At 42.3% G+C, this 13,839-nt stretch carries 13 protein-coding genes; 9 read left to right on the forward strand and 4 right to left on the reverse strand.

Annotated features, from left to right (window positions below):
- Nucleotides 1-49 precede the first annotated feature (49 nt).
- The 3 genes from AC5WOF_RS09045 to AC5WOF_RS09055 all read right to left on the reverse strand — a co-directional run bounded on the left by AC5WOF_RS09045 (nt 50) and on the right by AC5WOF_RS09055 (nt 2,529).
- On the reverse strand, nt 50-1,105 hold the full coding sequence (locus tag AC5WOF_RS09045; protein ID WP_496049638.1) for a hypothetical protein: 1,056 nt from the start codon (nt 1,103-1,105) through the stop codon (nt 50-52).
- A 169-nt stretch (nt 1,106-1,274) separates the two neighbouring features.
- Nucleotides 1,275-1,541: a hypothetical protein gene (locus AC5WOF_RS09050; RefSeq protein ID WP_496049639.1), complete on the reverse strand. Its 267-nt coding sequence runs from the start codon at nt 1,539-1,541 to the stop codon at nt 1,275-1,277.
- Between the two features lie 19 nt (nt 1,542-1,560).
- Nucleotides 1,561-2,529: a DUF1385 domain-containing protein gene (locus AC5WOF_RS09055; protein WP_496049640.1), complete on the reverse strand. Its 969-nt coding sequence runs from the start codon at nt 2,527-2,529 to the stop codon at nt 1,561-1,563.
- 269 nt (nt 2,530-2,798) lie between these two features.
- On the opposite strand from AC5WOF_RS09055, the gene aroQ reads away from it, so the two are divergent.
- The 6 genes from aroQ to AC5WOF_RS09085 all read left to right on the forward strand — a co-directional run bounded on the left by aroQ (nt 2,799) and on the right by AC5WOF_RS09085 (nt 9,276).
- Nucleotides 2,799-3,239, forward strand: coding sequence for a type II 3-dehydroquinate dehydratase (gene aroQ, locus AC5WOF_RS09060; RefSeq protein WP_496049641.1), 441 nt, complete (start codon nt 2,799-2,801; stop codon nt 3,237-3,239).
- 2 nt (nt 3,240-3,241) lie between these two features.
- Complete coding sequence (locus AC5WOF_RS09065) at nt 3,242-4,312, forward strand: M24 family metallopeptidase (RefSeq protein WP_496049642.1); 1,071 nt, start codon at nt 3,242-3,244, stop codon at nt 4,310-4,312.
- A 21-nt stretch (nt 4,313-4,333) separates the two neighbouring features.
- Nucleotides 4,334-4,891, forward strand: a complete 558-nt coding sequence (gene efp / locus AC5WOF_RS09070; protein ID WP_496049643.1) for an elongation factor P — start codon at nt 4,334-4,336, stop codon at nt 4,889-4,891.
- A 211-nt stretch (nt 4,892-5,102) separates the two neighbouring features.
- Nucleotides 5,103-6,422 (forward strand): glucose-6-phosphate isomerase, encoded by a 1,320-nt coding sequence (locus tag AC5WOF_RS09075; protein WP_496049644.1) that lies wholly within the window; start codon nt 5,103-5,105, stop codon nt 6,420-6,422.
- Between the two features lie 190 nt (nt 6,423-6,612).
- Nucleotides 6,613-7,788, forward strand: a complete 1,176-nt coding sequence (locus AC5WOF_RS09080) for an MFS transporter (protein ID WP_496049645.1) — start codon at nt 6,613-6,615, stop codon at nt 7,786-7,788.
- Nucleotides 7,789-8,061: 273 nt separating this feature from the next.
- Nucleotides 8,062-9,276 carry an FxsB family cyclophane-forming radical SAM/SPASM peptide maturase gene (locus AC5WOF_RS09085; RefSeq protein ID WP_496049646.1) on the forward strand — a complete coding sequence of 405 codons (1,215 nt, stop codon included), beginning with the start codon at nt 8,062-8,064 and terminating at the stop codon, nt 9,274-9,276.
- 128 nt (nt 9,277-9,404) lie between these two features.
- On the opposite strand, the gene AC5WOF_RS09090 is transcribed toward AC5WOF_RS09085, so the two are convergent.
- On the reverse strand, nt 9,405-9,536 hold the full coding sequence (locus tag AC5WOF_RS09090) for a hypothetical protein (RefSeq protein WP_496049647.1): 132 nt from the start codon (nt 9,534-9,536) through the stop codon (nt 9,405-9,407).
- 276 nt (nt 9,537-9,812) lie between these two features.
- Here AC5WOF_RS09090 and AC5WOF_RS09095 point away from each other — a divergent pair, with 276 nt between their 5' ends.
- The 3 genes from AC5WOF_RS09095 (at nt 9,813) to AC5WOF_RS09105 (ending at nt 13,751) form a co-directional block, all read left to right on the forward strand.
- The gene (locus tag AC5WOF_RS09095; RefSeq protein ID WP_496049648.1) at nt 9,813-11,054 is read left to right on the forward strand and encodes an MFS transporter; all 1,242 of its coding nucleotides are present in this window, start codon (nt 9,813-9,815) and stop codon (nt 11,052-11,054) included.
- Nucleotides 11,055-11,188: 134 nt separating this feature from the next.
- Nucleotides 11,189-12,460, forward strand: coding sequence for an MFS transporter (locus tag AC5WOF_RS09100; RefSeq protein WP_496049649.1), 1,272 nt, complete (start codon nt 11,189-11,191; stop codon nt 12,458-12,460).
- A 37-nt stretch (nt 12,461-12,497) separates the two neighbouring features.
- Nucleotides 12,498-13,751: a radical SAM protein gene (locus AC5WOF_RS09105; RefSeq protein ID WP_496049650.1), complete on the forward strand. Its 1,254-nt coding sequence runs from the start codon at nt 12,498-12,500 to the stop codon at nt 13,749-13,751.
- Nucleotides 13,752-13,839: the final 88 nt, after the last annotated feature.

The following is a 13,839-nucleotide window of genomic DNA, read 5'->3' on the forward strand; positions in this document are numbered from 1 at the left end:
AAAAAAGTCTGAGTTCAAAAATGAGAACTTAGACTTTTTATAATTCAACTTATTTACTGTTATTTTTTTCAGGCAGAAGAGCAGCAAATTTATCAAATGCTTTGGATTCGTTTGAACTAGAGACCATTTGAATTCCCATTTCCTGAATTCGTTTGTAAGCTTCATCAAGTTTTGTTTGTAGTATGTTATTAGTATTTAGAGATGTTTCTAATTGTCCTTTTAAGTTATCTCTTTCGGCTTCAAGAATTCGTTTATCAGCTTCTACTTCTTTTTTCATCGCTGCCTCACGGATTGCAAGTACTCTTTTGATTTCTGCACTAGCTTTTGCATCTGCTTCTGTTTTAACTTCTTGAAGTTTAACTGGAAATGCTTCTACTTCTGCTTCTAATTTTTCTACTTTCTGTTCACGTTTTTCTACTTCTGTTTGGCGTTCGTTCAATGATTTTTTATGTTCGGCGAGTTCTGCGTTTTTGATTTCTAATTCTTGTTGGAATTCTTTTCTTTTAGCAGCAAGCTCATCTGCTAATTTATCGCTTTCGATTTTTTGACGTCTAGCAAAATCATAGGTAAACTCTTCATTTTCTCGCTTTTGCTTTTGGGATAATTCTTTAGCTTGCTCTTTTAGTAGCTGTTGATGTTCTTCTGTTTTTGTTTTTATGATAGTTTCGATTTCAGATAGTTTATTTTCGGCAGTTTCACGAGCATTAATCAGCTCATTTTCTTGAGCTAACTTTAATTCTTGATGAGCATCTACTAGTGCAGCTAATGTATTCGCTTGCTTTTCGATTCCAAACAAATCTTTTAGTTCTGTCTCTTTTAGAGCGATTGCATCCTTGATCGTTTCCAGGTTTTTGGATTCTGTTGCGATATCTTCCCCGATTTTTCCTAGTACTTGATTGATGGATTTGTTCAGATCAGTGATTTTGTCTTCCATGCTCACTTCTACGAGAGTATCGGCTTTTTTTATCGTTTCAACTGCTTTTTTTTGTGTAGTTTCTTGTTCAGCTTTTAATTTTCCTTTTTCAAGATCAGCAATTTGTTTTTCTGCTTGGCGGAGTGCTCCAAGAATAGTTGCTTTTGTATCTTTCTCTGTGATTTTACCCATGATGTCGCTCCCTGCTTAAAATGGAATCATATGTACGCTTTTTTAATATAGTACAAACATTCGTGAAAGTCAATTTAGATATCATAAGATAATTGATTGTTTTGTTACAAAATCGTAAACCTCCTGTGAAAAGTAGAGATCAACTCTAACTTCACAGGAGGTTTACGATTTAACTGCTTTTTTTCTTACCATCAATCACACGAAATGGGTATTTTTTGCGCTTTTTTGCCTTCGTCGCTGATTTTGGTTTCCTACCTGGTGTGGAAAGCTTAAAAAGCCATTTTGGTGGAAATTTATATAGATATATAACAGCTGCTATAAATGCTAAAAAAACAAGTGTTGGGACAGTATTTTGAATCAGCTCGGCCACTAAAGCAATACCGATAAACGAAAATATTATCCAGGTAACCAGTTTATTTGAGGTTTCCTTTTTCATGGATTTCGCATCCTTTCGCTTAGGTTTGGACAGATTCAGTAACCGTACTGGAGAGTTGTTTTTTTTCTACATATGCTTCATCTAATTCACGCATGCGCTTAAAAGCAGCAATTGCAACTTCTACTTGATCATCGTCCGGTTCACGAGTAGTTAGTTTTTGTAACCAGAGTCCGGGATAACCTAGATATTGCAAAACAGGGATGTTACGCGCTGAATTGGTTAATTTTAATACTTCAAAAGATAAACCGATAACAAGTGGTAATAGGAGCAGCCTCGTCAATACTCGGTCCCATACGGAATCATAAGTGAAGAAGGAATACACAATCACTCCAACAATAACAGTGAAAATCATAAAACTGCTTCCACAGCGATAATGTAAGGTAGAATATTTTTGTACATTTTGTACTGTTAATTCTTCTAAATTTTCATAGGTACTGATAACTTTGTGTTCTGCTCCATGGTATTGAAAAACTCGTTTCATGATGGGGGTTCTTGATATTGCCCATAAGTAACTGAGCAGCAGTATGGTTTTAATGCCACCTTCGATCAAGTTTTGCAGGATCATATTTTTGACATAAGGATCGAAGATCCAACTTGCAAGTGCCGCTGGCAATAAGGTGAAAATAACTTTCCCCGCGATCAACGAAAGAACACCGACGATTGCAACACCAATCATCATTTCCAATTTTCCTGTCTTTTTTGTTTCTTCTTTTTCAATCGTAGTTCCTTCTTCATCTTGTTCATACATTTCAGTGGCATATTGCAGATGCTTGGCACCGCTTGCACTAGCTTCTATAAGCGAAACAATTCCTCTAATCAAAGGGATCCGCTTCAACATATTAACCCATGGTATATGTTTCTTTTCTAATTCTAATGTTTCTATTTTACCGTTTTTTCTTCTAACCGCAGTTACTTGTGTATTTCGTCCTCCGAACATGACTCCTTCAATAACAGCCTGTCCACCATAGGGGACAATTTTATCAGGCATATATACACCACCTTAAAATGAACATCCTTCTCTAACTTGAGCCAAAATAGATACAAATGATCCCAGCGAAGATATGTTTTGGCTGAAGCGTCCTTTGTGTTCTTTACAACAACGCGGAAGACATGCATATCAAGCGGGATTCAAATGAAATGTTAGTGAATTTGCAAATAGAGATCCTCATTAATTTCTCCTATTGTACCATATTTGCCTAGATTAATAGAGGTGGTGGCAATATGATAAGATATGGAAGAGACAAAGGAGGAAAATCAATGGCACGCATTTTGGTTTTACATGGTCCTAATTTGAACACATTAGGAAAGAGAGAACCTGAACATTATGGATCAGAGACACTGGAAGATGTCAATAAGCGTTTAGTGGAAAAAGCTCAAAAATGGGGTTGTCAAGTTGATACCTTCCAATCTAACATAGAGGGAGAGCTGATCAACCAAATTCATTCATCGGTTGATACATATGAGGCAATTATTATAAATCCTGGTGCTTATACACATTATAGTTATGCGATCTTTGATGCGATTGGGGCGATTTCTGTCCCAGTGATTGAAGTACATATATCTAACATCCACACTCGAGAAACATTCCGCCATACTTCTGTTATTGCTCCAGCATGCAAAGGTCAGATCGTAGGGTTTGGAACCCAAAGCTATGATTTAGCTTTGTCAGCAGTTCGAGAGTGGCTAGAAGGAGAATGAAGATGAATCAGCGAGTTGTTCGATTGCAAGATGTCATGAGGAAGCGAGAAATAGAAGCTTTGCTCCTTACAAACCGACGTAATTGTTATTACATAAGTGGTTTTACTGGATCATCTGGCGTGGTACTACTGACGAAAGATGATGCTTATCTACTTACAGATTTTCGCTATTTGTCACAAGTAAAAGAACAATCGCCTGATTTTACTGTTGTAGAACACCTAGGGAATCAAATGTATCCAAAAGTAGCAGAAACTTGTCGGAGTTTAGGTGTTTCTTCCCTTCATTTTGAATCGGAACATCTCTCCTATGCAGAGTATCAAGAACTTCGTACAGCTCTTGGGCATATTGATTTAGAACCATTAGAAAGTGTAGTGGAACAGATTCGAGGGCAAAAAGATGAAAAAGAATTATCATATATTCAAAAGGCGATTCATATTGCAGAAGATTCTTTTCGCCAATTACTGACAGAACTGAGACCTGGATGGACGGAAAAACAGGTTGCTCTCCGATTGGAATGGCTGATGCGTGAGCGTGGCGCAAGCGGGGTATCTTTTGATATGATAGTAGCTTCTGGAATTCGTTCCGCCCTGCCACATGGGGTAGCTTCTGATAAATCAGTAGAGAAGGGTGAACTGGTAACGTTTGATTTTGGATGTTATTATCAGGGATATGTTTCTGATATTACACGTACCATTTCAATCGGTCATTGTTCGAATGAACAGCGAACAGTTTATGAGATAGTACTTGCTGCGAATGAGAAGGCAATTGATGGTATCCTACAAGGAATGCGAGCAAGTGACGCTGATGCGATTGCTCGTGATTTTATTGAGCAAGCTGGCTATGCAGATTGTTTTGGTCATGGAACTGGTCATGGTATCGGATTGGATATACATGAGTTTCCACGACTTGGAATGACAAGCGACGATATTCTTCTTCCAGGTATGGTTGTTACAGTTGAACCAGGTATTTATTTAAAAGATCGATTTGGTGTGCGTATTGAAGACGATATTTTGATAACTCCAGAAGGAAACAAAGTATTAACGAGTTTACCAAAGGAATTAATTATTTTGTAAATGAAAAGGTGAATAGGCATTATGATTAGTGTAAACGATTTTAAAACTGGTCTCACGATTGAAATTGACAACGATGTATGGTCTGTCATTGAATTCCAGCATGTAAAACCGGGAAAAGGAGCAGCGTTTGTACGCTCTAAGCTGCGCAATTTACGGAGTGGAAACATCCAAGAAAAAACTTTTCGTGCTGGAGAAAAAGTGCAAAAAGCTCTTGTTGAAACTCATCGGATGCAGTATCTATATGAAAGTGGCGGCGAGTATACCTTCATGGATAATCAAACTTATGATCAGATTAGTCTTCCAGAAGAGCGTTTGGAGTACGAACTTAACTTTTTACAAGAAAATATGGAAGTCCAAATTGTTTCCTATAAAGGAGAAACAATTGGAATTCAGTTGCCAAATACAGTAGAACTTGAAGTAGTAGAAACAGATCCTGGTATCCGTGGTGATACTGCAACTGGTGGAAGTAAACCAGCAAAATTATCGACAGGGTTCTCTGTACAAGTTCCTTTGTTTGTGAACGTTGGAGATCGTCTCATTGTAGATACTCGAAGTGGAGCCTATATATCAAGAGCATAAAGGTAGAAATTTATTTGGAAGATCACGTGCAAAACGTGATCTTTTTTGGATAAATCGGTGAGTATACCGGCATTATTACTATCATTTTTGGGTAATTTAATTTCAAATACCACCACTTTTAGAGATACAGACTATGGTGTAATTGGTATTATTTTAGGTTATGTTATGATGGTTAAATAGGCTTTTAGATTTCTATTATGGAGGGTTTGGGATGAGTTCCATTCGTTTTGATTACGGGCATGCGCTTTCCTTTATGGAAGAAAAAGAACTGAGTCAATTAGCAGCAGAAGCAGAGTTAGCAGAAAGAAAATTACAGGGTGAAATGAAAGAAGCTGCTGGAGCAGACTTTCTTGGCTGGGTGAAATGGCCAGAGACATATGACAAAGAAGAGTATAGTCGTTTAAAAGAAGCAGCCAAACGAATTCGGGGAAACTCAGATGTTTTACTTGTGATAGGTATCGGTGGTTCCTATCTTGGAGCTCGTGCTGGAATTGAGATGCTGCATCATCGTTTTTACAACCAACTATCAAAAGATGTTCGCAAAGGTCCAGAAGTCTATTTCCTCGGTCATCATTTAAGCAGTGATTATGTACAAGATCTGTATTCTTTGCTGGAAGGAAAAGATGTTAGTATCAATGTTATTTCCAAATCAGGAACAACTACAGAACCAGCAGTAGCGTTTCGTATTCTTCGGGAATACATGGAGAAGCGTTATGGAAAAGAAGAGGCAAGTAAACGGATCTACGCGACCACAGACCGAGAAAGAGGGGCATTAAAAACCTTAGCAAATGATGAAGGATATGAGACATTTACGATCGATGATGATATTGGTGGCCGGTATTCGGTTCTTACCCCTGTAGGCTTGCTTCCGCTAGCTGTATCTGGATTGGATACGGATGCGATGCTAGCAGGTGCCGCCCAAGCGATGAATGATTATAGAGTAACAGATTGGAGTAAAAATAGCTGTTACCAATATGCAATCGCAAGGCAAGTGTTATACCGCAAAGGATATACAACAGAATTGTTCGTTACATACCAACCTGCCTTAGCTTATTTTGCTGAATGGTGGAAGCAATTGTTCGGAGAGAGTGAAGGGAAAAACCAAAAGGGAGTATTTCCTGCGTCTGTTCAATTTACAACAGACCTCCATTCTATGGGGCAATATATTCAACAAGGATTGCGAAATTTATACGAGACCGTCCTGTTTGTGGATAAATCTGAGCACCAGATCACGATTCCAAGTGATGCTCAAGACTTGGACGGGCTAAATTATTTGGCAGGAAAACCTATGGACTTTGTCAATGAAAAAGCGTTTGAGGGAACCCTGCTTGCCCACACCGAAGGCGGCGTTCCAAATCTCGTTGTACGAGTCCCAGAACTATCCAGCTATATCTTTGGTCAATTGGTCTATTTCTTTGAGAAAGCCTGTGGTATCAGCAGTTACTTGCAAGGTGTAAATCCTTTTGATCAACCAGGAGTAGAAGCATACAAACAGCACATGTTTGCATTATTGGGTAAACCAAAAAAATAATAACTCTTGTAGATAACCACTATTTGAAGTAAATAGTGGTTATTTTAAATCAAGATCTTAAAAGATTTCTTATTCGAATCACGAAGTTAATATTTTGGTTTCACATCGATGCTTGATCATATTTCACAGAATATTATATGTGTTATAATGAGATTAAACATGTAATCTCCCTTCGAGAGAAAGAGAGAAAATGAGATTGCATATTCAAAAGTATTTCCGATGGGCGAATCGAAATACCGTAAAGACGAATGTCATAGGAGCCTGTTTGGCTTTCTGGATTTCGTTCACAATCTTCGGTTCGAATCTATTGGTTGCACAAAAGATTGATAAGTCTTTTGTGTTTGTCGTTGTTCTCCTGTTTTATCTGCTGGGGAAAGACGCCACTTCTATTTCCGGTATCATTGGGCGAACAGTAAGCAGAAGACTTGTCTTGTTCATTGCTCTAGCAGTGATGACAGGTGGGACCATTGCTGTTTACTTTGTAAATAGTGTGGGCATGCTTGCATTGGTTTATATGCTAATGTCTATCGGGTATTTTCCTGCAATCAGCATTACAGCCAATCTTTATATGGATTTCCTAGCCGACGACAAGGACTCACGGAGTCGAGGTCGCAGTTTTTTTGGTACCCTCAATTTTGCGACATCGGCCTTTGGTTCATTCGCTATTCATTTGATCCTTCAGGGAATGGCAATGGTATGGATCTGCATTTCCCTCTCTGTTCTTCTTGTTGCAGCAGGTGTATTGATCTGTACAAAGGATGGTTTGGCAGTCAAGAAACATCCATGGAAGGTTCCTGACAGAAATATTTTGCCATTTTTCCCGCAAATCATCAACGTGAAATCGATTAACATTCCATGGGCCTACTCTCTAGTAGTGTGTTGTACATTGGCTACAAGGATGGCTCCTGTCTTTTTTGTGGATGAGTGGGTGGCTATCGCAATGATCTTCTGTGGAGATATGATCATTGCGGTGTGCGGGCCGATTCAGGTTTGCTTGTCTGAGTGGATGGACAACAAAGATACACTTGCAAAGAAACATATTGTTCAAGTTGTATCATTGGCTACCTTGGTTACACTGGCGATTGCAGTTGTTCTGATCCAGACAAGGATTGACTTTCTGTGCATCGTTGGTGCAGTCTTGATCGGTGTGACTAATCGTATCTTTACCTATCTAGGAATTCATTTGGCGGAACAGACAGGAAGAGGGTCATATACCTACTTTGTTGTTAGTTGTATCGGCCATTGTTTCGCTTGTATGATGGGGATGGTAATCCTTTCATCGAGCATGTTTCTGATTCCGTTGCCATTTATCTTGATTGGCATCTATTTCTACGCTAAGCCTTTGTGGAAAGCTCGCAAGGCATGATGTAGATATAAGCAACGCTTGAGAGTTTAGGTTTGAAAGAGGCTCTCAAGCGTTGTCTCGTTTTAAAGGGAAAGAATAATCTACGCCCAATAGGTGTTCTTTGTTTCTTATAATGAAGCTAAAAATAGGGAAGAAGGTTCAGCCGCCTAATAAAAGATTCGAATAGGTGATATTACATACTCTTTCTGAAAATTGTGATAGAATGATATAAATCCACTCTATGATTTTACTACACACGGTAGTGAAGGAGATGGAGTGGTAGAGAGAAAAAGGATGACAGTTCGTATTAGGAAGTTTCCTTTCACAGAATTTGTCTTGAAGGTGTTCGGTGACTGCAACTTGCGATGCAGCTATTGCTATGTCTACTTCGGCAAAGATCAGAGTTGGAAAGAAAAGCCGAGGGTTGTATCCGAGCAGGTCATGCGTGACACAGCAAGGCAAATTGCTGAGCATGTGAGGGCATATGGGCTTGAAGAAATCTCTGTGGTTTTGCATGGTGGAGAACCATTGATGGCAGGTGTTAAGCTGCTGATTCACTACGTCGAGTTGATTCGGGAAGCAGTTGGGGACGGCTGCCATGTCCTTGCGACGATTCAAACCAATGGAACTCTCCTCACCGAAAAGAGAATCCAAATGTTGGAGGAGGCGAGAATCGGCATTGGAGTTAGTCTGGATGGTGGAACTGCAAAACTCAATCGTCATCGTGTGTTCCTAGCGGGAAAACCAGCACTGAAACAAACAGTAAGGGGTCTAAATCTGCTCGCTTCCCGTGAGGAACGAGATGGTTTCCGTGTGTATCGAGGAATACTCTGCACGATTGATGTGAACAATCTACCAATTGAGGTCTTTGAATCTTTGCTGAGGTTCAATCCACCGTCAGTGAATTTTTTGCTGCCTCACGCCAACCATGAAACACTTCCACAGGCTCCGGTGAATAGAAGATGGACTGATCTAGTAATCGAACAGTTCAAGCTTCTTATCTCGCCTGATCCACACCAAGTATCAACGGAACTCGACAAACCATATGGAGTATGGCTTGGTGAGTTGTTTGACCGGTGGTTTTTCGACAAGAAATTGACAACTCATATTCTTCTTTTCGAATCGATTATCTCCTTGTTGAGGGGAGGTACGAGTTCAAGTGAAGAGGTAGGGTTGTCCCCATATGTTGCGGTCGTAGTTGAAACGGATGGGGAGATCGAACAGGTTGATGCCCTGAAAACAGCTTTTGCAGGTGCACCATACACGGGGCTGAATGTACAGACCGACAGTTTTGATCTTGCGCTTGATCATCCTGCGATCATTGCTCGTCAGATGGGTGTTGAGGGACTTTCTCCTAAATGTCAAATGTGCACCCTGAAAACCTTGTGTGGTGGAGGAAACCACACACATCGCTACAAGGATGGTCATTTCAATAATCCTTCTGTGTACTGTCGTGATTTGGAGTACCTCATCAGACACATCTCGCTCCGAATCATGAAAGTGGTCTAAGCATTAGAAAGAGAGCTTAGCGAAGATCCCCTCCTGTGATTATGACAAGAGGGGATCAACTCATTTATAGTAAGATTTTTATATGTTTAATCCCTCCTTCAGCAAGGCCGAAGGAGGGACCAGTCACCCTACATCAGTAGGGCACTTGTCAGGCGCGGCTCTGGAACCCGCGCTGGTTGTTCGTCGACGTGGGGATCTTGTCCAGCCAGGGATGCTTCCCCTGCTGCTGCTGGTTGGTGTTCATAGTCTACCTCTCTCAAGCGGGCTCAGCTAATCCTTTTTGTTTTTCTAGCTGAGCTTTCAATTTCAGTATACTCTTTGAGAAAATGAAAAGACAGTATGTTTCGAAAAAATATCTTTGCTGAATTTCTGTGTGTAGATTTTATCAGCTGTGTCTTTGATGATATACAGTATAAACAATAGAATAATAACAAGAAGAAACAAAATAGAGGTTTTTCTAGTGATGGACGGAATTTTCTTATTTTCGTTGTGGTATGATGTGACTAGGTAAGCAGGACTCACAGAAAGAGAAAATGATGGTTTTGCTGCAAGTCAAACCTGTAAAGCCTTTCCAATGGGCAAATGCAAGTACGTGGAAAACGAACGCTCTGGGTGACTTAGTGGCCTTTTGGGTCACGTTTACCCTCCTCGGATCTAATCTGTTGGTTGCCGAAAAAGTAGGGAGAGAGGTTGTTCCTGGTATCCTCCTCTTTTTTTACATGTTTGGAACCCTCTTCTCTGGTTTTTCCGGTCTCATCGGAAGAACTGTAAGCAGGAAAGCCGTACTGCTTATTGGTCTAGTGCTGATGATGATGGGAACGATCGCGGTCAACTTTGTCAATAGCTTTGGGCTGTTTGTGTTGGTTTATATCTTGATGGCGATTGGATATTTCCCGGTTATCAGCATTACCGCTAGTCTCCACATGGATTTCCTTCCGGATGACAATAATTCACGTGGTCGAGGTCGGAGCTTTTTCGGATCACTCAATTACGTGACGGTGGCATTTGCTGCATTTGCCATTCCGATGATCACTTTTGAGTGGACAACGGGATGGTTTGTGATTTCCATGTCTGTTCTCGTTGGCGCAATATATGTAATCCTGCATCTCAAAGAAGAAGTGGCTGTCAAGGGGCAACCGTTTCCGGTTCCTGACGAAGATCGACTGCCGTTTTATCGGCAGCTCTTGTCCAAAGACAAGTCGGTTCACTTTTCGTGGCAGTATGTGTTGGTGACCGCTGGCTCGCAGGCAGTGAGAATGTGGCCAGTGTTCTTCATGGAAGAGTGGATTGCGGTAGCGATGATCTTTTGTGGAGAGCTTGCCAATGGGCTGTGTGGTCCACTTCAAGTGTGGCTGTCTCAGCGGCTGGAAAAGAAAAATAAATTCACCCAGCGGCAGATCAGTCGGGATGTATCCCACGGTACATTGGTTGTGTTTGCCATCGCCCTCCTGTTCATCTGGATAGGTGCTGCGACGCCGGGCAAAATTGGTGCGACGCTGTGCATCCTTGGTGCAGCCGCGATCGGTGTGGCGGTGAGGGTGTTTACTTACTTGGAGATCACCATGTCCCCACAGACAGGAAGAGGTGCATATACCTATTTCTTTGTCCGTAGCATCGCTCAATGTCTCGGATGTGTCCCTGGATTGGTTTCCCTGTCCATGCTGGGAATCATCTTGGTGCTGCTGCCGTTCGTCATGATCGGTATCGTTTACTACAACAGAATCAGGTTGAGCAACCTGATTTCCACCATTATGATGAAGCGGAAAGCTAAGTCTTGATGGGCAAGTATACAACGCTTGAGAATCTTTGCTAAGTAGGAGATTCTCAAGCGTTGTCCCGTTTTTGAATGAAATAGAGGTTTTTTTTCAATAAAATGATTAAATAGATTATTTTTATTTCCTTGTGGTATGATTTGACTAGGCATGTAGGACTCGTAGAAAAGAGAGAAGTAATGGTTTTGCTGCCCCATTTCAAGCTGGAAAAGCCCTTTCGATGGGCAAATGCAAGCACTAGGAAGACGAGTATTCTGGGGATTTGCGTGGCCTTTTGGGTCTCGTTTACCCTCATTGGATCCAATCTGTTGATCGCTGAAAAGGTAGGAAAAGAGGTTGTCCCTGGCATCCTTCTCTTCTTTTATCTATTCGGTGCTCTTTTCACTGGATTTTCTGGTCTCCTTGCTCGTACGATTAGCAGGAAAACAGTCCTGACTATGGGACTAGTTTTGATGACCTTGGGGACGATCGCTGTCAATTTTGTAAACAGCTTTGGTCTGTTTGCTTTGGTATATATGTTGATGGCACTCGGATACTTCCCAGTTATCAGTGTGACTGGTCATCTCAATCATGATTTCCTTGGAGATGACAAGAAGCTGCTCATTCGGGGTCGTAGTGGTTGGGGAACACTCAACTATGTATCTGCGGCTTGTACCGCCTTTGCCATTCCGATGATTCATCATGGGTGGACCACGATATGGTTTGCGATTTCCATGGCTGCTCTCATCGGTGCAGCAATTGCAGTGATGCGTCTCAAGGAAGAAGTAGCAGTGAAGGAGCGCCCCTTTGTAGAGCCTGATGAGGATAAGGTGCCGTTTTACCAGCAACTTCTCACCCGAGACAAGTCAGTACAATTTTCATGGGAATATGTGCTGGTAATCGCAGGTTCCCTTGCGGTGAGGATGTGGCCAGTGTTCTTCATGGGAGAATGGATCGCGGTTGCGATGATCTTCTTTGGAGAACTTACCAATGGGGTGTGTGGTCCCCTGCAAGTTTGGCTGACTCAACGGCTGGAAAAGAAAAACAAAGCTGTCCAGCGGCAGATCAGTCGAAATGTATCCCACGGTACGTTGGTTGCGTTTGCCATCGCCCTCCTTTTCATCTGGACAGGTGCTGCGACTTCGGGCAAAATTGATGTAGTGTTGTGTATTTTTGGTGCAGTCATGATTGGTGTGGCGGTGAGGGTGTTCACCTACTTGGAGATCACTCAATGTAAGCAAACGGGAAGAGGGACCTACACCTTCTTTTTCATTACTGGTATTGGTCAGTGCCTTGGCTGTGTGGTGGCATTGTTCTCCATGACCAGGCTAGGAATGGTGTTGTCATTGATTCCGTTCGCCTTGATTGGCATCGCCTACTACAACAAGGTCAGGTTGAGTTACCTGATCACTTCCATCAAGACAAGGCGGTAAGTGATGATCATGGCAAAGAGAGAAGAAAAGAGGAAGCATGATTGACACGCAAGTACCGTTCAGTATCTTCGTGCTCAAGATGCATAAATGGTGCAACTTTGATTGTCCGTACTGTTACTACTACAAAAACCGTAGTGAGCAATGGCTGTCTGAGGCTCAGTCGGCAGTGATCACCGAAGAGTTGATGGACGTAGTTGCTTTCCGCATCGGGGAGCATGTGCGGATGCATCAACTAGAGGAGATCGAAATCGTCTTTCATGGCGGGGAACCGCTCCTCGCTGGTGTGAGTAAGATGATCAAGTACAAGCAAAAGGTAGAAGAGGCAGTTAGTCCTTGCAAGGTAATTGCCACTGTCCAGACGAATGGCTCCATGCTTAATCGAGGAAATGTTCGTCAGCTGGCAGAAGCAAGGATCACGGTTGGTGTCAGTATGGATGGCGGACTTCGGGAAATGAATGCGTCCCGGATCACTCGTAGTGGGAGGAAGCCCGGCTATGATCAAATTCTGCGCGGACTAAAGCACGTTGCGGCATACCCTCAGACGGAAGATGGATTCCGAGTGTTCAAGGGTATCCTGTGTGTGATTGATATCGAGCACAAGGCAAAGAGAGTATACGACTCCTTCCATCAGCTGGAGGAAGAGATTGGTGCGAGGATTCCAAGGATCAATTTCCTGTTGCCACACGCCAATCATGTAACTCCACCGCCAATGCCGCAAGGAAGTTTGATACAGCGGGCTGTGCATCAGTTTGATCGGCTGTTGGCATATGATGCCGATCGAGTGCCAAAGCGTCTGACGCCTTATGGTAACTGGATTAACGAGTTGTTTGACTGTTGGTTGGCGGATAGCCAGCGACCAGATATTCCGTTGTTTGAGGCGCTGATCGACGTCAACCGTATGGGTGACAGCAGTAGTGATGAGATTGGTATCTCCCCTTCTGCTGTGGTGGTTGTCGAAGTAGACGGCAGTATCGAGCAGGATGACGACCTCCAGTTCAACGGTGAAAACGCAACTTCCACTGGACTAAATGTAGTGTCTTCACGATTTGATGAGGCGCTACTGCATCCGGGTATCATGGCACGTCAGAGTGGTCCAGACGGAGTGCCTACTGAATGCGGAAACTGTGTTTTCAACATCAAGTGTGGAGGGGGTAACCCTTCGCACCGTTACGGTAAGGATGGCAGTTTTGATCATCCTACGGTGTACTGCGACGACTGGAAAGAGGTTTTTCCTCATGCCGCCGCAGCAAGCGAGCGGAAAGTAAGGCTGCTCAGTGTAGAGAGAAAATAGCTTTTGCTTTTCCACGGTTTGTGGCAGAAGCATGCCCCCCTAGCAATTTGCAGGGGGGCGCATCTATTTATATAGGTGGCCCCCTGTC

It is taken from the genome of Shimazuella sp. NTD250 (assembly GCF_059510375.1).

Coding starts and splice junctions, on each gene's coding strand:
- AC5WOF_RS09045 (WP_496049638.1), bottom strand. CDS start 1,105: ATGGGTAAAATCACAGAGAAAGATACAAAAGCAACTATTCTTGGAGCA.
- AC5WOF_RS09050 (WP_496049639.1), bottom strand. CDS start 1,541: ATGAAAAAGGAAACCTCAAATAAACTGGTTACCTGGATAATATTTTCG.
- AC5WOF_RS09055 (WP_496049640.1), bottom strand. CDS start 2,529: ATGCCTGATAAAATTGTCCCCTATGGTGGACAGGCTGTTATTGAAGGA.
- aroQ (WP_496049641.1), top strand. CDS start 2,799: ATGGCACGCATTTTGGTTTTACATGGTCCTAATTTGAACACATTAGGA.
- AC5WOF_RS09065 (WP_496049642.1), top strand. CDS start 3,242: ATGAATCAGCGAGTTGTTCGATTGCAAGATGTCATGAGGAAGCGAGAA.
- efp (WP_496049643.1), top strand. CDS start 4,334: ATGATTAGTGTAAACGATTTTAAAACTGGTCTCACGATTGAAATTGAC.
- AC5WOF_RS09075 (WP_496049644.1), top strand. CDS start 5,103: ATGAGTTCCATTCGTTTTGATTACGGGCATGCGCTTTCCTTTATGGAA.
- AC5WOF_RS09080 (WP_496049645.1), top strand. CDS start 6,613: ATGAGATTGCATATTCAAAAGTATTTCCGATGGGCGAATCGAAATACC.
- AC5WOF_RS09085 (WP_496049646.1), top strand. CDS start 8,062: ATGACAGTTCGTATTAGGAAGTTTCCTTTCACAGAATTTGTCTTGAAG.
- AC5WOF_RS09095 (WP_496049648.1), top strand. CDS start 9,813: ATGGTTTTGCTGCAAGTCAAACCTGTAAAGCCTTTCCAATGGGCAAAT.
- AC5WOF_RS09105 (WP_496049650.1), top strand. CDS start 12,498: ATGATTGACACGCAAGTACCGTTCAGTATCTTCGTGCTCAAGATGCAT.